The following is a 25,425-nucleotide window of genomic DNA, read 5'->3' as shown; positions in this document are numbered from 1 at the left end:
AATACCGTTGTTTAATCGTTGTAATTGAATCGCGCTATTATTGCTTTTGCATCAGTTTAATCGCATTTTCTGTCATACCAGTAACCCCTGTTAAAATAGTCGGTTTTGCATCAGGGGCAAACTTACCAGAATGAAGGGAAGGTAAAGCATTGTTATTTTTCTTAGCCTCTTTATATTGAGTAGGATTTACCGTACCTAACCATAGTAATGTACTTGGTATTTTTTCTTTAGTACGCCCATAACGAGAAAAATCTTCTCCAGCCATTACGGGATCAACTATAACAAGGTTATCCTTACCTAATACCTGTTCAAGGTTATTAACCACTTGTTGGGTAAATTCAGGTTGATTATAAACGGCAGGAGTATATTCTTCTTTTACAACCACCTCAGGCAGAAGTTCATCTGGCATTCCCGCTGTTTTTGCAATGCCATGGCTTATTTGTTCAATACGCTTAAGTAAAAAACTACGTGATTCATCAGAATAAGATCGCACTGTTAATTGCAGTTTAACTTCGTTACCGATAATGTTGTGTTTTGTACCGCCATGAATGGATCCAACAGTTATTACGGCAGATTCAAGCGGTGATATTTCACGGCTGATAATAGTTTGAAGTTTAATGACTATTTCTGCAGCCATCAACACAGGATCTATTGTGTTATGAGGATATGCGCCATGACCACCAATACCTTTAATTAATACATCGACGGAATCAACATTCGCCATCGCATATCCTTTGATGTAACCGATTTTTCCTGCAGGTAAATCAGCGGAAACATGCATAGCGATATTGTAATCAGGTAATGGAAATTTCTCATATAAACCTTCAGCTAACATTTGCTTAGCGCCATAGCCTATTTCTTCTCCAGGCTGCGCTATTAACATTAAAGTACCTTGCCATTGATCTTTATGCTGTACCATTTGCTTTGCGGTACCTAGCAATACCGTCATATGCATGTCATGTCCACAAGCATGCATTACAGGAACAGATAGACCTGCTGCATCATTAAAAGTAGCGACACTTGCATAAGGGAGCCCGGTTTCTTCTAACACAGGTAGCCCATCAGTATCCGCTCTAAGCATTACCGTTGGACCCGTGCCATTTTTTAAAATGGCAACTAAACCTGTTTCAGCAATGCCTTCCGTAACTTCATAACCATACTTTTTTAATTCTTTTGCTAAAAAAGTAGCTGTGTTTACTTCATGTTTGGAGAGTTCAGGCGTTTGATGTAAGTGATGATAAATTTTTTCTAAGTTTGGCAATTCGTCTTGAACTGATTTATTTAGAACGTCAGCATTAGCGAAAAATGTTAACTGTGATACGAGAAAAATAAAAGTGAACGTATGTTTTTTCAAAATACTGTACCTGCTTTGTCGACTTGTTATAAAGCCTCAATGATTTATTGAGGCAATGAATTTAAAGTCTATCAGAAAAACAATTATTTTTCTGAATGCTCTTTGGGAAGGTATTTATAGCCAGTAATCATGGCAGATACGAGTGCTGATTTCTCTCTTCTTTCAGCAATGATTACGCCTAAAATATGTAAAGGAATCAGAAAAAGTAGGCCATAAAATGCATAAACATGGGCTGTAATAAAAGGGCTACGTATAGCTCGCATTTCTGTGTATGCTTTCTCATCAATGTTCACTTTTGAATAAGGCTGAATTACTTCAATATTTTGTTTGTCGATGGCAATGCTTTGGGCAAAATACTTGCCAAATGGCGGATAATAAATATCTGTTCCAGCAATGACCAAGCCTGAAACCATTTGAATACACATCAGGGATAATAAGGCTAATACCATCAATTTTCCAGCAGGATTGTGTCCTTTGTAAGCAGATTTTTTATGTTGTTTAAAGTCGGTTAACTCTTGTGAAAACCCTTTATTAAAAGGCAATACCTTTCCCCATCGTTCATGGGCTTTACCGACAAAGCCAATAATTAATCTAAAAATAAGATTGATAGCAAAAACATAACCAATATAAACATGAATTGTTTTTAATAATATTTTTCCATCGGTAGACACTCCTAACGATTTACTATTAAAAATGATTAAACCAATAACAACGAGCAAAGTTATCGCTAGCACATTAATCCAATGAAAAAATCTAACATTTCGGCTCCAAACAAAAATTGGTACACGTTTACTATTCATATTAACCTCTCAATATATTGTCTATAATATCAAAAATGATTTTATGCTTTAAGTATCTCTTTTATTAGATTGTAAATCATTGGGCATACGTTAGTTTTTTCTTTTTATAACGCTATAGTACATTTGTCTATTGTATTCTTAGCAAACTGATCTTTAAGGTTTTTATGAGAAATGTACTTATTGCTATAATGTTACTTACTATTATGGTTTTAAACTTTTTTGATGTTTTATTTGATATTTCCATGGGGGCGCCTGGTTGGCATGTTGTCTCAGAAAGTTTTATCGTGATAGTGTCAGGTATCGGTGCAACCCTTTTAATTAAAGATATTAATGAAAAAACATCTAATATATCGAAATTGAAAAAAGCACTAATGATTTCCGATGATAAATTGAAAAATATTTCAGACGAAATGAAAAATTCTCGTTATGAATACGGTGTTGTTATTCATAATCAATTCAACGAGTGGTCACTCACTCCCAGTGAAAAAGAAGTCGGTATGTTATTACTGAAGGGATTGAGTTTTAAAGAGATTAGCGCGGTTAGAAATACCAAAGAAAAAACAGTTCGACAACAAGCTTCTATCCTCTACAGTAAAGCTAATGTTGAAGGAAGACATGAGTTTTCAGCATGGTTTTTAGAAGATTTTATTTAACGAAAATACGTTACTTGAGCAGTAGTGGTTGCATTTTTTGCTAAGCACCACATTAAGTGGTGCTTAAATACGTAGTTAATAGCTCTATCTATAATAGTTATACCAATTGTTTGGTTAATATTATAATTAAGCCAAGTGCAGGCTAGTTATTACTTTAAATTACTAATCACCTTCAACGATCGTTGGTACTGTGGTGAAGGGCTTAATACCAAAATCAGGATAAACTTCGCTAGGGAAATAAATAGCCCCCCCTTTTGAAACCATGGATACAGTTTTTATTGCGCGTAGGTCAGATAAAGGATTGCCAGGTACTAAGAAAAAATCGGCCAGCTTTCCTACTTCAATACTACCAAGTTGATCGCCATAGCCTAAATAATTAGCCATGTCATATGATCCTCTTCTTAATACTTCAGCGTTAGACATCCCGATCTTTTTAAATAGCTCTAGTTCTCTATGTAGCTCAAAAGCACCACCTAAATCGGTGCCGGGCACTAAGAAAATACCTTTGTTGTGCATTAAGGTAAGTGTTTCTATAATTTTGTCAAAAGCCAATTTATAGGCAAGATCTTCTTCTTTATCTGCAACATTTAATAGCGCGATTTTTGCATTTCTTTGAACGCCCACAGGCATGTTATCGATATAATCTTGAGTGCCGATGCGAGTTTCACCATTTCTAGCTGTTAGGCCAAACTCATGAATGACGATAGTAGGATCAACGGCAATATCTTTTTCGACCATAGTATTTAACGTTTTTTGTACTTTTTCGCTATTGAGATCTAAATCGACAAAGCGTTTCATTCCTGTAATGCGATAAAGTGTTCGAGTATCTTCATCTCGCTCTAGCACCCAGCTGAGCATGCCTTGATTGATATGGGTAATTTCATCGTAACCTGCGGCAATCATGTCATCAACGGTTGAGAATGCTGGAATATGCCCGGTAACACGCATACCATGTTTTTTAGCGGATTTTGCCATGGCCGGCACCCATGCGCCGTTAATTGAACTGTATACTTTTATTTGAAAGTATCCGCCTTTTTCACCATACATGTTTACAAGATCAACCGCTTCTTGTTTAGTTGATGCTATTTCACCAGTAGCTGCTGAAAATTCGCTTTTACCTTCAATAAAGCCACTTTTAGTAATGCGTGGACCAATGATTATATTGTTTTCAATTTTATTAATTAACGGGTCGAGTATTTCTATTTCGTTCCCCATGTCTCTTACTGATGTTACACCAGTCATGACATTCAGTAGGGCATCATTATCGCTCATGTGACCATGCATTTCATATAAACCAGGGATTAATGTACCGCCATTACCATCAATTAATACTTCGCCATTGTTAGCTGCATCAACTGATGGTTCAATAGCTATAATTTTGTCATTCTGAATTAACACTGATTTAGAGGAGGTGAGTTTCAAGTTAATAGGATCAAAAATTTTGACATTATTAATACGAACAGGCTTTTTATATTGGTGTGTTGTTTTTTTCGCAATTTTTTCAAATCGGTTGGCATTCAAGGTTGCGGCTAAGTCACTTAATATTTTATTTTGTTTCTCAAATCCTTCACGAATAACAACGAAACGCGGAGATAAATAACCAAGCATATGTTGGTTTTCATCCAGGGCGATATAACTAGGATCAAGTTCAATACCGTTGATGGCATAAATCACTGCATCGACTATGTTGTCATGAATGTCACTGAGTTTAACTTTGTCGACTTGAGTGATGGTTAACTTGCCAGAAGGAAATGCAGGTAACGATTTACTTGTTTGATTTAGTAATGCTTTAGCATATATGTAAAGTGAATATGGGCTTGAGTTTTGTGCAATATATATTGAAGTATTGTTAAATTCGGTACTGCCTTTTTCAGCTGAACTCTGCCAATTTGCCATATTACCTTGTAAGCGAAACTGCTCATTAACTTCATTTCCAAAGACTGTTTTTCCTGTAATACGCCAATCAGTGGGTAATCCCATGTCTGATAACACCAGTCTTTCTTTGCTACTAGCACCACGACCGTTATTGCTAAATGAAAAGTCGATATTGATATTTTTTGTATCTCGATTTACTAATAGTTTGCCAACATCTGTTCCCCCGAATATTACGCTAAACTTTTCTTGCTTAGGCAGTGTGCTTGATACTGTACTTTCTGATTTGTATGGTTGAGCGCACCCAGCGACTGTTATCAGCATAACGCTACAGATAAATGATTGAATGGTTTTCATGGGTAATTGAATATACATAATAATGTCTATTGTTATGAGGTTCAGAATATTAAGATTAAGCGCTATGAATAATCTAAGCAACTTAATGTTACGAACTAGCTATTGATGTTTGGATATTATTACGAATAAGCACCTCATTGGTGCGAAAAATTAAGCAGTAAAAAGTGGTTTTAATTGAAGGAGATCAAACTTGAGTGATCATTATCTTGTTAAGGTTAATGGTTAATGGTTAATGATTAATGCCCTAGTTGGGCTTTCTATTTTGTGTTTACGTTGTAAATTTTTGTTTTTGTACAATAATGAATATATAAAGTTAAACAACAAACACTCTATTCTTATGTCGTATTTATAAGGCAATACGTATAAATAACGATGTAGTGGGTGATTTTAACAAGTAGAAATGATCACATAGTTAGTGAGATTGGTATTATATAGGTCATGGATATGAAACAACGGCAGATTATGGAAAATCAAACACAACAAAATAAAAGTAGATTAGATCTAGTTTTAGAGCAAAGTGGTATTGGCCGTTGGGAGCTTATTCTTAATGATTTATCCTCTTACCGCTCGTTAAGGCATGACATAATATTTGGTTATGATTCATTGTTACCTAAATGGACTTATGGGATGTTTCTTGAGCATATTATCCCAGAAGAAAGAGAGGATGTTGATAAAAAATTCCAAGAAGCAAGGGCCAATAAAACAGATTGGTATATTGAATGTCAAATTATGCGAAAAGATGGAGAAATTCGCAGTATTTTAGTTTCTGGAGGGTATACATTTGATATTAATGGGAAAACCAAGGCGATGTCAGGGATAGTTCAAGATATTACTGAATTAAAACAAGTCGGCATTAATCTATTACGTCACAATGCGGAACTAGAAAGTTTATTTAATGCGTTACCTGATACTTATTTTCGTATGATGTCTGATGGAACGATTTTAGATTGTCGAACACAAAATAAAGATGAATTATATGCAAACCCCAAAAGCTTTATTGGTAAACGGGTACAAAATGTTTTACCAGAAGAAATTGTAAAATTATTTCAAGAAAAAATTGAAGTACTCTCACAAAAAAATAAGTTTACTGCTTTTAAATATGAATTAATGATCAATAATCAAGTTATGCATTTTGATGCTCGTATCAATGTCATTCCTCATAATGGCCAGCTTATTTGTGTTATTCGTGATGTAACTGAAGAAGTTAAGTCGAAAGAGTCGCTAGCTGATAGTGAACAATTATTTCGTAGTATTTTTGAACAAGCTGCCATTGGGGTTGCTTTGATAAGTGCCAAAGAAGGTAAATTCATCCGTATTAATCAACGGTTTTGCGACATGCTTGGTTATAGTGTTGATGAGATGGTAAATGAAAAGCACTTTACAGAACTTACCCATCCAGATGACTTAGTAAATAGCGTTAGCAGTCGGGAAAAAATACTGAATGGCTCACAACGTGAAGTGACAATAGAAAAACGTTATATTCACAAAAATGGTCATATTATTTGGGTGAAGTTGACAATTTCACCTACCTGGGAAATTGGTGAACAACCTCAAAGCCATATTGTTGTTGTTCAAGATATTACCAATCGTAAAAAAAATGCAGAAAAGATCCAACTATTAGCAAGAGTTTTTAGTGATACTCATGAGGGTATTATGATTACTGACGCCAATCAGATGATCGTTGATGTTAATCCTGCATTCATTCAAATAACAGGTTATAGCCAAGAGGATGTTATTGACAAATCACCAAGGATTTTAAGTTCAGGTAAGCAATCCCCTCAGTTTTATGAACAGATGTGGCAGTCAATTACCAAACATGGTCATTGGAAAGGTGAGGTATGGAATAGAACCAAACAAGGTGAGTTGTATTCTGAATTACTCAATATTTCATCATTAACTAATGAGCACGATGTAGTCACCCATTATGTTGCCGTTTTTTCAGATATTACCAGTATCAAGCATCAACAAGATAAACTTAATTTGATGGCACATTATGATGTACTCACCAAGCTACCCAATAGAGCTTTATTTGTTGACCGCTTTCATCAATCGATAGCGCATAGCAAAAGGACAGGGCATCAGTTGGCTGTTTGTTTTCTTGATCTAGATGACTTTAAGCCTGTAAATGACAATTATGGTCATGAAGCGGGTGATCACTTATTAATTGAAGTCGCGACACGTATCACTAATTGTATTAGAGAAGAGGATACGGTATCTCGCCAAGGAGGTGATGAGTTTGCCATATTACTTAACGACATTACCTCGGCATCACAATATGAATTAACGATGCAACGAATTCATCAAGCCTTAGCGTTACCCTATATTATCGATGGTATTCAACATAATATTACCGCCTCTAGTGGTGTTACCTTATATCCATTAGATGACGGCGATATTGATACCTTATTAAGGCATGCGGATCATGCTATGTATCAATCTAAGTTGGCTGGTAAGCATCGCTCAGTACTGTATAGTCCAGATATAGATCAACGTATCATTGAAAAGAATCTGCAATTAGAAGAAATTGAGCTGGCTTTAGCTAACCATCAATTTCAACTGTACTATCAGCCTAAAGTGAATATGGTCACTGGCGATGTATTTGGTGTTGAAGCCTTAATACGCTGGTTTCATCCTCAAAAAGGCTTGATTCCACCATTAGATTTTTTGCCATATATTGATGGAACATCGTTAGAATTTATGGTTGGGGAATGGGTTATAAATGAAGCATTACAGCAACTTGTTAAGTGGCAATTGCAAGGCATTGAGCTTGAAGTGAGTGTTAATATATCTTCAAATCATCTGCATTCACCTTCATTTTTTGGTGTACTGGAAGCATCCTTAGCTGCACACCCCTCTATTGATGCGCAATTATTACAGCTAGAAATATTGGAAAGCTCTGCTTTAGGTGATTTAAAGACAATAACAAGTATTATTGAAAAATGTCAAAACTTATTGGGTATTAGTGCATCTTTGGATGATTTTGGTACGGGTTACTCTTCGTTGACTCATCTAAGAAGTTTACCTATTGACACAATAAAAATTGATCAGAGTTTTGTGAGAGATATGCTTGATGATCCAAGTGATTATTCAATTATTGACGGCGTTATTTCTTTAGCTAAATCATTTAATCGACACGTTATTGCTGAGGGTGTTGAAACGACTAATCATGGTTTAATGTTATTATTAATGGGCTGTGAGAAGGCGCAAGGCTATAGCATAGCGAAGCCAATGCCTGCGGCAGATTTGTGTCAGTGGTTGAAAAACTATGTTCCAAATCAAAGTTGGATGCTTTGCGGAAATCAACAATGTAATAGTAAAGAAAGCAGTGTAGAGATATTAAAACTTATTTGTTCCCGGTGGCGAAATAGCTTTATGACGAAAACTTTATCGCCACCTGAAGACGATAAACTGTGGCCAACCCTTAATAGTAAAAAGTGCCATTGTGGTAACTGGATTCGCCTGAAGACTCAAGAACAGTTATTTGATAAAAGTTCATTATTGAAACTTGATCAAGCGCATAATGAGGTTCATTTAATTGCAGAAGATATACAACATAAATATCAATCAGGAGATATTAAGTCGGCACGTGCTAACTTAAATGCTTTTGAATTAGCTTTTAATACGATGGATGATGCGGTTAGTATATTAACTACTTGAATGAATAAAAGTCATCAACATAAATATTGTATGCTATTGATAATAAAGTATAATTTTATATTTATGAGTGTGGCGCCACTTTAAATCCAGCCCTTTTGTTTGGCGATTCTAGCGGCATCAATACGGTTTACGGCATTAAGCTTAGATATAGCTTCAGATAAATAATTTCGAACTGTACCTTCAGATAAAAACAAAGCTTGGGCTATTTCTGAGGTTTTCAGTCCATCTGCGGCTAACTTAATGGCTTTACGCTCTTTATTTGATAGTGGGTCGTTGTCGTCTAACGCCATTAATGCCAATTCAGGGTCGATAACTCGTTGTCCCTTTTGTACTTTTTTTATTGCGTTTACTAAATATTCAGTGGGGGATTCTTTTAGAATGAAGGCTTTAACACCCATCGCCATCGCCCGTTTTATATAGCCTGATTTTGAAAAAGTTGTCATGATTAACATGTTAATAGATGCATAGTCAGTTTGAACTCTTTCTGCTAATTCCAAACCTGACATTATCGGCATTTCGATATCGCTTAAAATAAAATCGACCTTGATATCTTTTAGCATATCCAGTGCTACTTGGCCGTTTTCAGCCTGACCAACAATGTCAATATTGTCTTCTAATGCTAATAAGCTGCAAATAGCGCCACGTACCAACGCTTGATCTTCAACGACGAGTATTTTAATCATACAGAAACAATGGCCTTGTTCTTTACGTTGCTTCTCACTGTTGCCAGTAATGGAATAACTACAGTAAGCTTCACTCCGTCATCATCATTAATATCCAAAGAACCACTTAATTCTGCTACCCGTGAACGCATACCTTCTATCCCGTTACCCGGCTTTATTTTTGCTGTTTTTCCATTATCGCCAATACTCAATGTTACGTTATTAGCGTCAGTGGTAATAGCAATAGAAACACTATTACCATTACTATGCCTAAGAATGTTTGTTATCCATTCTTTACTTAGTATTATTAAGGTTGACTCTACCATTGGCGGTAAGTTCAAGGCATCAATATAACATTGGGTGTCGAATTTCATGTTTTTTAATTCATTTGTTAATTTTTGAAGCGAACCACTCAAGCCTTGCAGTTTTAACCCCGTTACCGCTAAACGAACCTCGGACAACGTTTGCCTAGCAAGACTTGCTACTTCAGAAATCTCTTTTTTAGCGGCTTCAAAGTGTTGCTTATTTGCTAGTTTTTCAGCAAGTTCAGATTTTAAAGCTAATGATGATAACGAATGGCCTAGTAAGTCGTGCATATCTCGCGCAATTCTTTCTCGTTCAGCAATCGCGGCTAGTTGTTCAATTTGTTGATTTTTCTTTTGCTGTAAACAACTATGTATATATTCTTTTTGGCTAAAAATACCATAGACAAACAGGCTAAATGAGCAAGCAAGAGAAGGTCCAAGATAATAAGGGCTAAGTAAATCAAGTATTAACGCGGAAGAAATTTGTGCTGCTAAGTTCAATATTAATAACAGTACCGCATACTTTCTTAAAAAATAGTAACCACTAAAAAAGGCAGCGTATCCAAATAATGCATTAGTTCCTGGGTTTATGGCTGCACCGACAGCTGATAATATAACAATTGCAATAATCGGTTTTAGTACAGCTTTCCCTGTTGACCGTATTGCTTGAAAAAATAAGGCAATAAAGCAAATATAGATAACAAATACGCTTATTAATTGGGTATTTGTATATTGTTCATACTTAGCAATGATATGAAAGAAATAGAATAATGAGAATGTTAGTGAAAAGTAACTCCATTTAGCTGCACCAGTATCGGCAATAGGGTCGATAACAAACGGTTGTTCATCTTTTGCTTTTAAAGGGTTTTCGGTCATTTTTCATTCCTTTTTTCTCTTGGAAAATAACATTATGTGCTATGGCAAAGTCGCGCTTTTTGAGTGAGAGCTCAAAAAGCGTTCAGTGAGTTAGCATAATGCCATTATTACTTATTGATTCTTAGTTATGTTATTGGTTTTGTGCTAATAACATTTTAGCCCAGCCATAATCAGGGGTAATGTTTAATGCTAACTGCCAGTCTTGTTTTGCTAGTTCAACTTCACCTTTTTTCATATGAATAAGTCCACGCCAAGTATAGGTTTCAGCATGACCCCAATTATAGTTAGCATTTTTATCAGCGTTATTATACGCAGTGATAGCTTTGTCAAACGCCTGATAGGCTGCTTCGCGACTACCGCCAAACATTTCTGGCGTGTTTAATTTACTAATACCGATAACGAGCTGTACTCTAGGGTTATTAGGCGCCAACGCTTCTGCTTCAGAGATTATGGCATTTGATTTTGGTCCATAATTTACGCCTTTCATCGGCTCTAGTGCAATTTTATAGCCGTAAACCTGTGCTAATAATGCTTTTACTTCTACATTATTAATGAATGATTCATTAAGTTGTTCAAGCAATTTAATTGCTTGATCTATTGCTGTTATCGCTAGTGCATTCTGCCCTTTTAGGTGTGCACTTAAACCAAGACGGTAATAGGCGAGTGCTTGGTCGTAGTCTGACACATTGGTTGCAATAGATTGTAATGTTGGGATATCTAATACGCTAGCAGCCTTTTCAATTTGATCAATGCCAGCCTGTGCTGCAACTGCGCTAAAAGACATTTGTAATGTTACTGCTAAAGTGATTAATGTTTTGTTGATGTTCATGTCATTCTCCTGTTTAGTTGACGTAGATAGTATTGGCTAAACGGTAGAATGATTGTAGAGAGTTTTGTCATCACATTGATGTGACAAATGTCATCAATTTTCAGTTGTGATGTTTCATCGTGATTAAGGTGATTGATTTTAGCTGTTTGTGTAATCTGTTTTATAAAGTATTGTGTAGCTGATAATGTTGTTATTGATCAGCTACACGTTTCTTATAAACCGCTATTAGTATTTTATAAGAATAGATTCTATTATTGGTTAAGATCTACTACGACACGACCACGTACTTTACCTGCTATTAAATCTTCAGCGACAGTAAGCGCTTCTGTTAAGGTGATATCAGTAGAAATATCATCAAAAACTGTAGGGTCTAAAATGTCAGCAAGGCGTTGCCATGCTTCTAGTCTATCTTCAATTGGGCGCATGACGCTATCAATACCGGCTAAAGTGACACCGCGTAAAATGAAAGGAGCCACTGTGGCAGGTAAATCCATACCCTGTGCTAAACCACATGCAGCAACAACACCGCCATATTTTGTGCTAGCGCAAACATTGGCTAAGGTATGACTGCCTGCAGAATCAATAGCTCCAGCCCATCGTTCTTTGGCTAATGGACGACCAGGCTCAGATAAAGTATTTCGATCAATAACTTCGGATGCTCCTAGTTTCTCTAAATACTGTGCTTGGTCAACTCGTCCTGTAGAAGCAACCACTTTATAGCCAAGTTTAGCTAATATCGCCACTGAGAAACTACCAACTCCGCCGTTAGCGCCAGTGACCAAAATTTCACCTTTATCAGGTGTTATACCGTGTTTTTCAAGTGCTATAACGCAAAGCATCGCAGTGTAGCCAGCAGTACCAATCGCCATTGCTTGATGCGGTGAAAACGCTTTAGGTAAAGGTATTAACCATTCACTTTTTAAGCGTGCTTTTTGTGCTAAACCGCCACAGTGAGTCTCTCCGACGCCAAAACCATTGAGTATAACGGCATCGCCTATCTTGAATTTTTCACTGTCACTGTGCGTGACTGTACCAACTAGATCAACCCCTGGGATCATAGGGAACTTTCTTACTACCGGTGATTTTCCTGTAATGGCTAAAGCATCTTTATAATTAAGCGTGCTGTGTGAAACATTAACAGTAACATCACCTTCAGGTAATATACTCTCATCAATGCTTTTCACCGCTGCTTGATAATTATTGTCATTCTTTTCAATTAAAATACCGTTGAACATTGTATTCTCCTTATTTAGACTGATCGTCTATGAAATGGTAAATTTTATCTCGGTAAACTTGAGATAAAACAATTAAAGTAGTTATCTAAAGGTTGGGTACTTTGTACTAGCTTCGATCGGCTTACCGCTCCTTCCCAACCAATCCAAAAAAATTCGGCGAGTAATTCACAATCAGCTGTTGCTGATATTTGACCTTCTGTTTTCGCTGTTGTTAAACATTGTGCTACGCGGTGTTGCCAAGAATGAAGTATGTCAACTAACTGTTCCCTATAGCTTTCGGGTAATAAATCGACTTCTTGACCTAAATTACCAACTAAGCAACCGCGTTTAAAATTATGTCGAATCATGCCCATTTTCGCATCTTCTACAAAATTACTTATGCGCTCTAAAGCTGGGTATGATTCATCTAATAAACAAGTATCGAGCTTATTGGCAAAATACTTTGCATAGTTATCTATAACAGCCTGACCAAACGTTTCTTTACTGGCAAAATAATGATAAAAAGAGCCTTTAGGTACTTTCACCTTTTTTAAAATTTTATCAATACCAGATGAAGCAAAGCCATTTTCTGTTAATTGCTCAAGTCCACTTCGGATTAACTCCGCTTTAGTGTCTCTATTTTCATGAGATACTTTTGGTGGTCTACCACGTCGTGGTTTGGTTGTTGGCATATTCATTTATATTCTATTTATTTCGATGTTACTTATTTCTATATAATAGACCGATCGTCTATTTAATTGCAAGGGATTTACTGTTACTATTTTATTTCAGCTATTTTTAGTAGTTTTTAAGATTTAATAGGATCTTTAATCTGTTTAGTATAAGTTCAGTATCAATTCTAATTTGCAATTATAAACGTACCGGAGAATAACCATGAAAGCCATTGGCTATGAAAAATCTTTACCTATTAGTGAACTTGCTTCTTTAGTCGATATTGAAATGCAGCAACCAACGGCTTCAGGGCATGATTTATTAGTGCGTGTTAAATCAATTGCAGTTAATCCTGTTGATTGTAAAATTCGTCAAAATGCCGCTCCTGAGGCGAATGAATATAAAATTATTGGTTGGGATGCTGTTGGTGAAGTCGTTGGTGTGGGCGAGTTAGTTACTCACTTCAAGCTCGGTGATAGTGTTTTTTATGCAGGCGATTTAAATCGTCAAGGTTGTAATGCAGAATATCAACTAGTTGATGAGCGTATTGTAGGTAATAAACCTAAAAGTTTATCCGATAGTGAAGCTGCGGCCTTACCATTAACGTCTATTACTGCTTGGGAGTTATTGTTTGAGCGTTTAGCAATTAAACAGCAACAACCCGATAACAAAGAGAAATCCAAGGATGTTCTTTTGATTGTTGGTGCTGCCGGTGGTGTTGGCTCCATTTTAGTACAATTGGCGAGTGCTTTAACCGGCGCAACTGTGATTGCTACTGCTTCTCGTGATAGCTCTGCAGAATGGGTGAAAAAACTGGGGGCTGATCATGTTGTTGATCACTCAAAACCGTTAGTTGCACAAATTGAACAGCTGAATGTTGGGCAAGTCACTCATGTTGCTAGTCTTACTCATACAGATTCATATATGGATAGTTATGTAGAATTGTTAGCACCAATGGGAAGAATAGCTTTAATTGATGATCCACAATCTGTCGATATTAAAAAACTTAAACCGAAAAGCTTGTCGTTACACTGGGAATTTATGTTTACTCGTTCTATGTTTCAAACAGAGGATATCAATGAGCAACATAATTTACTGAATAGTATTGCTGAGTTAATTGATCAAGGCTATCTCCAAACTACAGTAGGTAAGCACTTAGGGGGGATTAATGCGACAAATTTACGTGCGGCGCATGCAGAAATTGAATCAGGAAAATCAATAGGTAAAATAGTACTAGAAGGTTTTTAGCAAAAGGTGACACAAAATAACTTGGTATATACGATATAAAATTTCACTATTTAGTGATTAGGTAAGCCTTTTTGGCGATTATCTAATCACATGTATTTGTCTTATCCTCTTTTGCCTATTAAGGAGACCCGTTAATCGAAAAGTTAACGGGTTTTTAAATTTACATTACAAGTTTAGTAAATAAGATTGAATGAATTGGCGTTGGTTGGGGGCTTTAGGCGCTGTTTTAAATGTCAGAGTCTCACCATTTTGACGCAGTTTTAACTTATCAGTAAATTGACATTCAATAGCATTAATATGAGCTATATCGTTTTTAAAGCTTTGATTGTTTTTACACATATTCGCCATTTCAGTAGCTACTTGTGCGCAAAATGCCCCTACTGCATAGTCCTTTAAAATATCATCATTAATCGCTTTCCACTCGACTGTTGTTTCTATTTTTAATCCACACTGCTTATCAATTTCACTATTGGCTGCAGAGATCTTCTTCTGTTGATAACCTAAGTGTTTTTCGCGATTAAAATTCGCCAACTTAGCTTGAATACTTTGGCCTAATTGTTGTTCATATTGCGCTTTTAAATCTGCCACTATTGCCGGGCTAGATTCTTCTTTTTTTGATAAATAAGTGCCATCTCGTGTTTCTGGTATATAGAGAGTATAAGAGCAACAACGATATCCTTCACTAACTGTTACTAAGCTACGCTCAGATCCGTCATAAGTGTATTTATAAGCGTTGTTACTGCCGTGAGGCTTTAAATCAGTCAAAAATGTAATGCCATCAATCTCGTGATTAATACCTGTTACTTTTATTAACGCTTGTTTTTTGTCTGTTGTCGGCGCAATAACAACATTAACACCGTCACCAGAACTAAGTTCTATTGGGTATTTTGCAAGTTCTAAAGCAAAGCTTTTAGATGATAAAAATAGGTAGGTTAGAAGTAATATTTTTTTCACAGTTAATCCTTTAAGTATATATTTTGTCATTTTATATCATTGATAATCATCGATTAAAAGAGCTATATTGTAAGTAATCTTATATATTTATAATCCTAAGGTTTATATTTGTTAAACACTGATTTTTAGTTGTATTGTTAGTATGGTGACCTAATGCAATAAGCTTTAGATTGAAGTTTTTAGTCACAACAAACCAACCGTATTACACATCTTTCTTGCAACAGACCAATCGGTTTGTTAATATCTTGGTGTTAAAAACTGTCAATATTAAGAGTCGTAATCATGAGTGATGCTGAACAAACACGTGAAAAAATACTTGCTGTAGCGGCGGATGAAATCCATCTGCATGGTTTTCAAGCAACTGGTTTGTCTACTATAATTAACCGCTGTGGTATCTCGAAAGGGGCTTTGTATTATCATTTTACTAATAAGCTTGAGTTGGGGTATGCGGTTTTTGAAGAGAAATATATACCTATCTTTTTAGATACTTGGCAACCGGCGTTGAGTCATGATGATCCAATAGAAGGTTTATGTGATTTTTTCATGTCAATGTGTGATGCCATGGTCTGTAGCGAAGCTGTTTGCGGCTGCCCGTTAAATAACCTTTGTGAAGAAATGGCAAATGTTGATGAAGGTTTTCGCTTACGAATATTGACAATGCAAGAAAAACTTAATGAATTAATGGTTGAGTCTTTCGGGCGAGTAAAAAATGATTTGCGTGACAATATAACATTCACACAAGTTGCTTATTTTATTGTGGCCACTTTTTATGGTGCGACAACACTATGTAAAGGTTCACGTAATAAATCTTTATTTCAACAAGTTATGTTAGAGCTTTGTGTTTATATTCGTGCGTTGAGAAAGTAAATCTACGTTCAATATGTTTAAGAATTAATATTATCCTTCATCTTTTCTATGATGAATTTAAAAAATAATACAAATAAATAGTTACAAACCGATCGGTCGGTGATATTCTTCGCTTATCAAATAAACCGAACGGTCGGTTTATTGTTGGTGTTAATCACAAGAACTAAATTAAAAGAGTTTTTCAGGAGCAAAGAATGCAACGTATAGTAAATTCCATAGCGATATTTTTAGTAATATTTTCTATGTCCGCTTTATCTTATGGAATGGATCAATCTTCACCTTATGTTGTGTTGGAAAAGGTGGGTGATAAATTATTTAGTCGTATTGCTGCTAGCCAGCAAGAAATTATAAAGTTTCCTCAGTTAATGCAAAATATTGTTGAAGAAGAGTTGATGCCATCAATAGATTATAGATACGCGTCATATCGTATTTTAGGTAAGCATTTGAAGAACACCACTAAAGAGCAGAGAGAGCAATTTGTTGACTCAATGCGCAGTTATTTATCAAGAACCTATGCTAATGCTTTAATGCAATACAAAACTCAAGATATTGTATTTGAACCTGAAAAGTCTGTTGAAGGAAAAAAAATTGTAGGGATTAAAGTGCAAATAGTTGAGTTAAATAGTCCAACAATAGATGTTATTTTTAAAATGCGAAAAAATAAACAAACAAGCGAATGGAAAGCCTTTGATATGGTAGTAGAGGGTATTTCTTTGTTAAGTAGTAAGCAGGCTGAATTGAGTAACAAGATTGCTAAAGAAGGCATTGAACAAGTGTCTATAGAGTTAGCGTCAATCGCTAAGTAAAGTTAATAGGGTTCTAGCCGAACCCTATTTCTCATCGAACTGTTCATTAAACTTGATTTAATTAAATCTAATCACAATCAGTCCTACATCTGCACTGCTAACCTAATTAAAATTAACTCAAGCTATTTAGCCTAAACCAATTTATGGTTATCTAGCAATACTCTGTAAAACTTCAATAGAGACTAAATTAGTAATTGAAGATTTAAGCTCTGTCATACTAGGACATACAACAAGTAGTCCGTCATCATTTAATGCTAAATAACCTTGTTCACGCAAAGTATTTATTAATGTTGATTGAGATTTTTTGTCAATAAATTCAGGCGCTGTAATATTGTTTAAAACGGCTAAACGTTTGGCAATAGCGACTACTTTTTCTTCCAATTCTCTTCTCGTTAGCGGCGTTAATCGTGTTGCTAGAGACGTAATAATTGCAAGTCGTTGTAGGCTTTCATCAATACATTCAGCCATCAAGTGAATCTGGTTCAGTAGTTGTGTATCTTTTGTTAATGACCAAAAATCTGATTCAGTGTGTTTAATTACACCACTACTTTCTAAGGTTGTTAGCAGTTGTTCAACTTGTAAGGCAATTTGTTCAGGTGTTTGCCATAAGAATAAATCTTCTTTCAATGTTGCTATTAAGTTGATGCTTTGATTAACTATTTGCTCGTTAGATATTTTACTATTATGCGTTAGTAATCGACATATTAAAGAGCTTAAAGCATAGGTGTGTAGAATATTATTGCGGTAATAACGCATTTCTAAACTTGCAGAGCTGTCTAAAGAAATAATAGTGCCAAAGCTATCTTCAGAAATTGTTACTTTATTCAGAGAAATTACATGAGCAAGTAGTTCTGCTCCATTTTCTTCAGGTATAGTTAGTTGTTCACTGAAAGGGGCTTCTCGTTGAATATTGAGAAAGAAATCTAAATGTTTCTCTAAGTCATGCTTTGCAAGTGCTTTGTTTTCACTGGCATGCAAAATTAATGCGACTAATGCAACACCATTAATCGCCGCACATTGGTTAATGTTAGTCATTAATTGGTTTGAAATATCGTTTACCGTTGGCGTTAACCAATTGGGTTTCTGTGGATCGATAGGATCTATCGCATCTTTCCAGTGCGGTACTTGTTCCGTTAAATAATTATTAATATTAATGGGTTCGCCAAAATTAACATAGCCATTACCGTAATTTCGTAAATTTTTAATGGCTTTAAGTACACCTAAGATCGATTCATTTTTCTTTTCACTACCACTTAATTCTTTATGGTAAGTACCAACTTCCATGACATGTTCATAACCTAAATAGACCGGCACTAACGTTAATGGGCGATCAATACCGCGCAATAAGCTTTGAATGGTCATGGCTAACATGCCTGTTTTAGGTGGTAATAGTCGTCCTGTACGACTACGGCCACCTTCTGTGTAATATTTAACAGCATAACCTCGTTCAAAAAGTAAGCCTAAATATTCACGGAAAATAGTGGAATACAAACGGTTGCCAGCAAAACTTCTGCGAATAAAGAATGCACCACCTTTTCTGAAAATAGCGCCAGCTGGCCAGAAATTTAGATTTATACCTGCCGCAATACGTGGCATTACTAAGCCTTCTTGAATAATCACGTAAGAAAGTAGTAAGTAATCCATATGACTGCGATGACAGGGAACATAGATAATTTCATGACCATCTTGTGCTAATTTTCTTAATACTTGGGAATTGTTTACTTTTATATCTGTATATAATCGGCCCCATAACCAACGTAAGATTCTTTCGCCTAGGCGTACTAATGAAACGCTATAATCGCCAGCTATTTCTTCCATCATACCCAAAGCTTGTTTTTTCACTTTTTCAGGACTGATATTTTTATTTTTAGCTTCGTCTTTGATTATTCGTTTTATTGAAGGGTTAGCAAATAAGGCGGTAAACATTTGTTCACGATGAATAAGTCTAGGGCCTTTAGCTGCTATGTTTTGACGATGGAAATGGAAACGTGCAACACGAAGTAATTTATGGGCGGTATCTTTATCATTTCCGTGGTTGTCAGACATATTACGTAAAGAAAGTACTTCACTAAAACGTATTAAATTATCACGGCCTAAAAATAGCACGATAAAAAACTTTCTCAGCCAAGTCGGAGAAGCTTGCTCTGCCAATAGTGAAGAAACGTTCGCATTATTTTTTTCTTTGGTAGGAATACGTCCCCAAATAAGGTTCACTGGAATAAGTTGGCCATCAAGGGTTTTATCAATGTGGTGTTCATTTAATATGGCTAACCCTTGCTGTAATGCTTGCGTTTTTCGGCGTTTGAATCCGAAAAGTGACGTGGGTTTTGTTAAACATATAGTGCGCTCAAAGAGCTTATTGTTTATTTTTATTTTGCTTAAAGGATCAGGTAAATTTTGATCTTTACATGCTTTTTGTAATGCTAATAAATCACTAGCAGATTGATGGCTAACAATATAAAAAATAGGCTGTGTAGATGTTTCAACTGCTGTTTCTGCATCTAGTACAATTTTGCTACGTAAGAATAAACGAAGGGGAAACTTTAATAATAAATAAAAAAAAGAACGTAAAACAGATGTCATGACTGCTACTATTACTTGTGTAGGAAATTCAGAGACTCCAGTTTAACATTTATACGTAAACCAGTTCAAGATAACGCTGATGAACTCGTAGTTTTATGCACAAATACAGCGATTTCTTCCTGATTTTTTAGCCTGATAAAGGGCATTATCAGCTTCTTTAAATAAGCTTGGCCAATCTTGTGCATTATTATTTTGTGCTATGCCGATAGAAACAGAGATGGGGGGTAAGGGGTCATTTGTTTCTCTTTGAATTAATTTCATTTTTTCAATGGCAATGCGAATTTTTTCTGCCACTTCTTTGGCTTCAATAATTGACTTGTTAGTCATTACAACTAAGAATTCTTCCCCGCCAAAGCGTACGGCAAAATCTTGTTCTGTAAGGTGACTTTTGATAATTTTAGCAATACGTTGTATTACTTTGTCGCCAATAAAATGGCCAAAATTATCATTAATCTTTTTAAAGTGGTCTATGTCGATAACAAGAGAAGAATGTGTCTGTTCAAAATCTAATGCTTGTAATTTATCATCGCAACCCCGACGGTTTAATAAACCAGTCAACGAATCAACTAAAGCTTCTTGCCTTGATGATTCAAGTTTATGTTTTAGTTGATTGATTTCTTGCTGAGTTGTTGACAATTTTTTTGATAATTCATGATGCTGATCTTTGGTATTATTAATAGTGTCAGATAGATAACTAACAATATTTTTTAAGCGACTTATGATGTTTGTCTTCTGACAAAATAATCTTGAGTTTATGTAGGCTAGTGGTCACTTTATCTTCATTACCTACTTGTAAACTTATTTGCTCTAACGTGGAACTTAATACTTCTTCAAAGGGTGATATTACCGTACTATCAATTTGTTCACTAAAAGAAACAAAACGTTTGAATAAATCAGCTAGAAAGTCAGCCATAATAGGTATGTTTTGTTGAATTTTTTCATCTATTGCTGCAGTTAATAATTCATTTTCATTACTAATATAAAGGTAGATAACGGCATAATTTGCTGGTGTAGGCGGGATTAAATGGTTTGAAAGAAAATTATTAGCCAGTTCACTAAAATTTGATGAAACTTGATAGTTATTGTCGAAAGGCATACCTTATTCCTAAACCATGTGCTAATTTGTTTTAACCTTGTCTGTACTTTAACTTTATATTGTAATAGTAACAAGTATTTATGTCATTGTTCTGGTTGATTTGTAAACTAATTTTATTAACGTATTAAAGGAAATGTTTTGCAAAAAATTGCTGTTTTTGTTGATGTACAAAATATTTATTATACTACTAGAGATAGTTATCAGCGGCAGTTTAACTACCGATTATTGTGGCAAGAATTGATGTCACAAGGAGATATAGTACAAGCAAACGCTTATGCCATTCAACGTAGTGATGATCAGCAGCATAAATTTCAAAAAGCACTAAAGCACATTGGCTTTGATGTGAAATTAAAACCGTTTATTCAACGTAGTGATGGTTCCGCTAAAGGTGATTGGGATGTTGGTATTACGATAGACGTGTTGACTGCAGCGGCAAGCGGAAATATCGATACGGTAGTATTATTATCTGGCGATGGGGATTTTGACTTGTTATTAAAGCATATTAAAGCTGAATTTTCTGTCAAAACGATTGTTTATGGTGTGCCTAATTTAACTGCTAATTCACTAATTAATGCTGCAGATTCATATCATGAAATAGACCAAAGTCTGCTGCTATAGCCTGTAAACAAAGAAAAATATTATTGATATATAAATCATTGTCTAACCAATTAAATTTAAAACCTAATAAAAGTAAAATCAATTAAATATGACTGAATTAACTAACCTCCTTGGAGAAATCGCAGCTTTTATGTGGGGCTTACCCCTTGTTATTTTACTGGTGGGAGGCGGCCTTTTTTTTGTTTTTCATAGTCGTTTTTTACCCTATCGTTATTTAAAACATGCAGTTGATATAACGTCAGGTAAATTTTCAGAAGAAGAGAAAGCGCCAGGTGATTTAACGCATTTTCAAGCGTTAACGGTCGCGTTGTCAGGGACATTAGGGTTAGGGAATATCGCCGGTGTTGCTGTTGCTATCACTATTGGTGGTGCGGGCGCTATTTTTTGGATGTGGATCACGGCGCTTGTTGGCATAGCAACGAAATTTTATACTGCAACCTTAGCAGTAAAATATAGAGGGTTAGATCGCAGTGGGCGCATTCAAGGTGGCCCTATGTATGTTATTCGTGAAGGATTAGGCAAGAAATGGTTACCTTTAGCTTGGTTGTTTTGCTTAGGAGGAATGTTTGGCGCTTTACCTATTTTTCAAATAAACCAGTTGGTACAAGTGCTACGCGATGTTATCGCTATTCCTCACGGCTTAGCCACAGTTAATGAGCATTTTACTTTTGATTTAGTGACTGGTTTATTTCTTTGTATGTTAATTACTTATATTGTTATGGGTAAACTTCAACGGTTAGCGAAAATTACGAGTAGTGTCATTCCTGCAATGGTCATTTGTTATTTTGTTTTAACATTAGGAGTATTAGCTATGAACTTCTCTGCTATTCCTAGTGCTTTTTCTTCAATATTTGTAGGTGCTTTTAGTGGTTCATCTGTGGCTGGTGGCTTTATTGGCTCTGTTGTTTTAATTGGGGTGCAGCGAGGTGCTTTTTCTAATGAAGCAGGTATTGGAACTGAATCAATGGCGCATGGTGCAGCCAAAACGAATGAGCCAACCCGTGAAGGATTAGTTGCTACACTTGGACCAATAGTCGACACCTTAATCGTTTGTACCTGTACTGCTTTAGCTATTTTAGTTACAGATATAGGGGATTTACAGCTAACAGGTGTGAGTTTAACAGCACACGTATTTGAACAAGCATTTCCAAGTATTGGCGGCTATTTATTAACGTTAGTGGTGTTTTTTCTAAGTACAAGTACGGTACTAACTTTTTGGTATTATGGTAGCAAATGTGCAGAGTTTTTATTGGGCGAACGTTTTGAGCAAGCTTATGTTTGGTTTTATTTGTGTTTAATTATTGTTGGTGCGGTGTCTTCACTCGCATTGGTTATAAATTTAATTGATATCATGTATGCGTTAATGGCAATCCCAACAATGATATCTACTGTATTATTAGCGCCTAAAGTGACTGAACAAGCAAAAATATATTTCGCAAAAAATATCAAAGAATAATTATTTTCTGCATGGTTATCCGCTAAATAGTTACCAGCTAATAGTTATCAACTAACGGTTATGTTAACAGCGAATATTGTTCATTTTCTCTAAAAGCGCTGGGTGTTAACCCGGTCCAGCGCTTAAAGGCTCTTCTAAAGTTTGGTATATCATTAAACTTCAAGCTTGAGGCAATGCACTCATTGCTTTGTTGGTTTTCTATTATTGCAAATACAGCATGTTGGCGGCGCATCTTATCTAGTAATTGTTGAAAGTTGGTGTGGTGCTGAGCAAGTTTGCGCTTTAATGTTGCAGGACTCACTGCAAAGTATTTTGCGCAGGTTTGTAAACTAATATCTTTAGTAGCATCATACGGCTTGCATGCATTATGAGCTAAATTACTATTTATAAACTGACATACCGCTTGTGTAAACCCTATGTGTAACTTGTTTTTTTCGTTATTTTTAACTTCAGCTATAGCAAGCTTCTTTAATGATGAGCTACAGTTATCAATGGAGTGATAAAGCCATTTATCATAGATACTTAACATGGCAAGTGGTTGGTTGAAATAAGGTTTACTGCCAATATTTACATGGTATTGCTCTATATGCTCTACTGTTTCATAAGGTAACCGAATAGTGACTGGGATTGCCTTACCGAAACGATACTTTAGTGCGCCTGTTATGGCACTTAATACAAACTCATAAAGAAAACGTTCTTGGCTCTCGGTTAAAGAACCTATAGCGCTATTAAGCAGTAAATGTGTTTTTATTTCGTTGTTTTTACGACTTTTGATCAGTGTAAAAAATAAAAAAGGGAATAATTGAAATTGGAATAACTGACACAACTTTATCATGTGGGCAATGTTTTTACAGTTGAGCAAGGCTTGAGACAGAGCGCCCAATTGGCTGGGGAAATATTTACGTCCTAAAATAAAACTTAAATCGTCACGTTTGGTAAGTTTTACGGCATTATCAATAATAGTAAGAAATTCTTTCGTTGAAATAAGTGCGTTACTCATTGTTAAATCTGAATAAAAGCACTGAGTGCCTTTTAATACTTTATCAGGATGTATACCGCTTTGTTTGGCCAAATCAACTAAAGCTACCACAAATTGACGACACAGAATAACATCATCATCTCGGTCGAAAGTTTTCATCAATTAACCATATACTTATTGGTCTGTTGCTTTAATTGAACCGGAGCTAAGCCAATTATAGTGTTTTTGGTTGCAACGTTATCTCGCTGAGTTACTACATCTTTCTTAATTAGTTGTTGCTGGTGCAATCTTTGCTTAGTTATTCTCATGCGGTCGTTCAACTGCTCTAAAACCGTTAGGTGATCATCTTTACCATTAAAGCTCATCACGCAACTAGCGACATGCTGATAATTAGCCGCAGTAGAGGAGCCGACTTTAAAGGCTAAGTGCTCAATAGACTTTTCTATATGACGAGCTACTTGCTCAGCAGTTTTCGTGTCAGTATTCGGCATTAATACAATAAAACAGTCACTTGCATATCTACAGGCTAAGTCGTTATCTCGTAAGTTCATGAGAATAATTTGTGCAATTTCACGTAATAATATATTGCCTTGGTTATCACCATGTTTACGATTAAATTGATCAAATTGACGAATATCAATAAGCATTAAAGTGGATGTTAGTATTTGCTTTGGCTTGTTTTCATGATGGTTGTGGTCATTACCGTTTACATTTTTCGCGTTCACTATTTCGCGCTGCAATTGTGTTTTCATATATTTAGCGCTGTATAAGCCCGTGACAAAATCAGTCAGGCTATGGTCGCGATAATATCGCTCAGTTTTTCGCAGTTGTGTGTTAATGCTTACTTGCTCTAAATGCCATTGGTATAGTGCGATAGACATAATCATCATGCCAATAGGCGCTGGCAGTGACTCAATAGTTGTTAGCCAAGTATTATCTTCAGGGTAGAGTAAAAACTCATCAAGAAAGTCGAGTAACATCGAGATATGGGTGAGTGTTAATCCGGTGAAAAGTAAGTGAGTAACCTTTCCTGATGGACGACTAATTAATATAAAAAAAACCCAAACAAGTGTTATTAAGGTTATGCCTCCTTCACCCATTACATCAAAAAAATCAATGTCGGCATATGTTTTTAGTTCACCTAGTTGAAAGGTAAGTGTGGCAACGCTAGCAATAGCCAAAAACAAGACAATGAACAAGTAACGATGAAAACTAAACAAATCTAAGTTCATAATCTTAGTGCTTTATAAGTTGTGATGAAGTGATTGTGTACACGAATATATCTACTTTAACGAGAGTAGGGTCATTTTAGCTCAAACAAGTGACACTTTTATGACCGTTAATATATAACTACCTGCAAAAATTAACGCTATAAGTGTATTTGAATAGCCTTTATTGAGATGTACTTCAGTTTAATGGAGGGAGGTAGGGGTCATATAAGCTCATTTTGTTATTTTTTCATCAATAAATAGGAGGGAATTAGTTAGATTTTGTGGGTTAGCTTACTTTAAAAGTTGAGTGAAATATTTATGTCATTTTTGTTGTTTACCGTAGCGTCATTAAAAAG

General features: G+C 35.6%; 21 protein-coding genes. 7 read left to right on the top strand and 14 right to left on the bottom strand.

The features are described 5' to 3' along the window. Positions 1-37 precede the first annotated feature (37 nt). Both GQS55_RS18845 and GQS55_RS18840 read right to left on the bottom strand, forming a co-directional pair. Positions 38-1,354, bottom strand: a complete 1,317-nt coding sequence (locus GQS55_RS18845) for a M20 metallopeptidase family protein (RefSeq protein ID WP_159822103.1) — start codon at positions 1,352-1,354, stop codon at positions 38-40. A gap of 83 nt (positions 1,355-1,437) precedes the next feature. Beyond that, a complete protein-coding gene (locus tag GQS55_RS18840; RefSeq protein ID WP_159822101.1) occupies positions 1,438-2,154 on the bottom strand; it encodes a cytochrome b/b6 domain-containing protein in 717 nt (238 codons plus the stop codon). Positions 2,155-2,318: 164 nt separating this feature from the next. On the opposite strand from GQS55_RS18840, the gene GQS55_RS18835 reads away from it, so the two are divergent. Further along, positions 2,319-2,807, top strand: coding sequence for a helix-turn-helix transcriptional regulator (locus GQS55_RS18835; RefSeq protein WP_159822099.1), 489 nt, complete (start codon positions 2,319-2,321; stop codon positions 2,805-2,807). A gap of 162 nt (positions 2,808-2,969) precedes the next feature. Here the strand turns inward: GQS55_RS18835 and GQS55_RS18830 are convergent, their stop codons facing one another. Continuing rightward, positions 2,970-5,054, bottom strand: a complete 2,085-nt coding sequence (locus GQS55_RS18830) for an amidohydrolase family protein (protein ID WP_159822097.1) — start codon at positions 5,052-5,054, stop codon at positions 2,970-2,972. A 426-nt stretch (positions 5,055-5,480) separates the two neighbouring features. On the opposite strand from GQS55_RS18830, the gene GQS55_RS18825 reads away from it, so the two are divergent. After that, a complete protein-coding gene (locus tag GQS55_RS18825) occupies positions 5,481-8,693 on the top strand; it encodes an EAL domain-containing protein (RefSeq protein ID WP_159822095.1) in 3,213 nt (1,070 codons plus the stop codon). A gap of 80 nt (positions 8,694-8,773) precedes the next feature. Here GQS55_RS18825 and GQS55_RS18820 read toward each other — a convergent pair whose 3' ends face one another. The 5 genes from GQS55_RS18820 to acuR all read right to left on the bottom strand — a co-directional run bounded on the left by GQS55_RS18820 (position 8,774) and on the right by acuR (position 13,277). Next, a complete protein-coding gene (locus GQS55_RS18820; RefSeq protein WP_159822093.1) occupies positions 8,774-9,376 on the bottom strand; it encodes a response regulator transcription factor in 603 nt (200 codons plus the stop codon). Continuing rightward, entirely contained in the window at positions 9,373-10,536 is a 1,164-nt protein-coding gene (locus GQS55_RS18815) for a sensor histidine kinase (RefSeq protein WP_159822091.1), read from the bottom strand. The genes GQS55_RS18820 and GQS55_RS18815 overlap by 4 nt, the downstream gene beginning before the upstream one ends. Positions 10,537-10,666: 130 nt before the next feature. Then, complete coding sequence (locus GQS55_RS18810; RefSeq protein WP_159822089.1) at positions 10,667-11,365, bottom strand: tetratricopeptide repeat protein; 699 nt, start codon at positions 11,363-11,365, stop codon at positions 10,667-10,669. Positions 11,366-11,616: 251 nt separating this feature from the next. After that, the gene (gene acuI, locus GQS55_RS18805) at positions 11,617-12,600 is read right to left on the bottom strand and encodes an acrylyl-CoA reductase (NADPH) (protein WP_159822087.1); all 984 of its coding nucleotides are present in this window, start codon (positions 12,598-12,600) and stop codon (positions 11,617-11,619) included. Positions 12,601-12,644: 44 nt separating this feature from the next. Beyond that, entirely contained in the window at positions 12,645-13,277 is a 633-nt protein-coding gene (gene acuR, locus GQS55_RS18800) for an acrylate utilization transcriptional regulator AcuR (RefSeq protein WP_159822085.1), read from the bottom strand. 196 nt (positions 13,278-13,473) lie between these two features. On the opposite strand from acuR, the gene GQS55_RS18795 reads away from it, so the two are divergent. Next, a complete protein-coding gene (locus tag GQS55_RS18795; protein ID WP_159822082.1) occupies positions 13,474-14,499 on the top strand; it encodes a zinc-binding alcohol dehydrogenase family protein in 1,026 nt (341 codons plus the stop codon). 165 nt (positions 14,500-14,664) lie between these two features. Here GQS55_RS18795 and GQS55_RS18790 read toward each other — a convergent pair whose 3' ends face one another. Next, entirely contained in the window at positions 14,665-15,453 is a 789-nt protein-coding gene (locus GQS55_RS18790; RefSeq protein ID WP_159822080.1) for a hypothetical protein, read from the bottom strand. A gap of 282 nt (positions 15,454-15,735) precedes the next feature. Between GQS55_RS18790 and GQS55_RS18785 the strand changes: the two genes are divergently transcribed. After that, positions 15,736-16,320, top strand: a complete 585-nt coding sequence (locus tag GQS55_RS18785; protein ID WP_159822078.1) for a TetR/AcrR family transcriptional regulator — start codon at positions 15,736-15,738, stop codon at positions 16,318-16,320. Positions 16,321-16,514: 194 nt separating this feature from the next. Next, positions 16,515-17,126 (top strand): MlaC/ttg2D family ABC transporter substrate-binding protein, encoded by a 612-nt coding sequence (locus GQS55_RS18780; RefSeq protein WP_159822076.1) that lies wholly within the window; start codon positions 16,515-16,517, stop codon positions 17,124-17,126. Positions 17,127-17,273: 147 nt separating this feature from the next. Here GQS55_RS18780 and plsB read toward each other — a convergent pair whose 3' ends face one another. From plsB to GQS55_RS18765, 3 genes are all read right to left on the bottom strand, one after another. Beyond that, the gene (gene plsB / locus GQS55_RS18775) at positions 17,274-19,709 is read right to left on the bottom strand and encodes a glycerol-3-phosphate 1-O-acyltransferase PlsB (protein ID WP_159822074.1); all 2,436 of its coding nucleotides are present in this window, start codon (positions 19,707-19,709) and stop codon (positions 17,274-17,276) included. A 93-nt stretch (positions 19,710-19,802) separates the two neighbouring features. Then, positions 19,803-20,345: a GGDEF domain-containing protein gene (locus GQS55_RS18770; RefSeq protein ID WP_159822072.1), complete on the bottom strand. Its 543-nt coding sequence runs from the start codon at positions 20,343-20,345 to the stop codon at positions 19,803-19,805. Between the two features lie 58 nt (positions 20,346-20,403). Continuing rightward, positions 20,404-20,805 (bottom strand): hypothetical protein, encoded by a 402-nt coding sequence (locus GQS55_RS18765; RefSeq protein ID WP_159822070.1) that lies wholly within the window; start codon positions 20,803-20,805, stop codon positions 20,404-20,406. Positions 20,806-20,943: 138 nt separating this feature from the next. On the opposite strand from GQS55_RS18765, the gene GQS55_RS18760 reads away from it, so the two are divergent. Both GQS55_RS18760 and GQS55_RS18755 read left to right on the top strand, forming a co-directional pair. Then, entirely contained in the window at positions 20,944-21,423 is a 480-nt protein-coding gene (locus tag GQS55_RS18760) for an NYN domain-containing protein (RefSeq protein WP_159822068.1), read from the top strand. Between the two features lie 88 nt (positions 21,424-21,511). Then, positions 21,512-22,879 carry an alanine/glycine:cation symporter family protein gene (locus tag GQS55_RS18755; protein WP_159822066.1) on the top strand — a complete coding sequence of 456 codons (1,368 nt, stop codon included), beginning with the start codon at positions 21,512-21,514 and terminating at the stop codon, positions 22,877-22,879. Between the two features lie 58 nt (positions 22,880-22,937). On the opposite strand, the gene GQS55_RS18750 is transcribed toward GQS55_RS18755, so the two are convergent. Next, positions 22,938-24,017: an AraC family transcriptional regulator gene (locus GQS55_RS18750; protein ID WP_159822064.1), complete on the bottom strand. Its 1,080-nt coding sequence runs from the start codon at positions 24,015-24,017 to the stop codon at positions 22,938-22,940. Further along, positions 24,017-25,090, bottom strand: coding sequence for a GGDEF domain-containing protein (locus GQS55_RS18745; protein WP_159822062.1), 1,074 nt, complete (start codon positions 25,088-25,090; stop codon positions 24,017-24,019). The genes GQS55_RS18750 and GQS55_RS18745 overlap by 1 nt, the downstream gene beginning before the upstream one ends. Positions 25,091-25,425 lie beyond the last annotated feature (335 nt).

The organism is Colwellia sp. 20A7 (genome assembly GCF_009832865.1).
Taxonomy (GTDB): Bacteria; Pseudomonadota; Gammaproteobacteria; order Enterobacterales; family Alteromonadaceae; genus Colwellia.
Note: the sequence above shows the minus strand (reverse complement) of the source record. Positions and strands in the feature narration are given on the sequence as shown.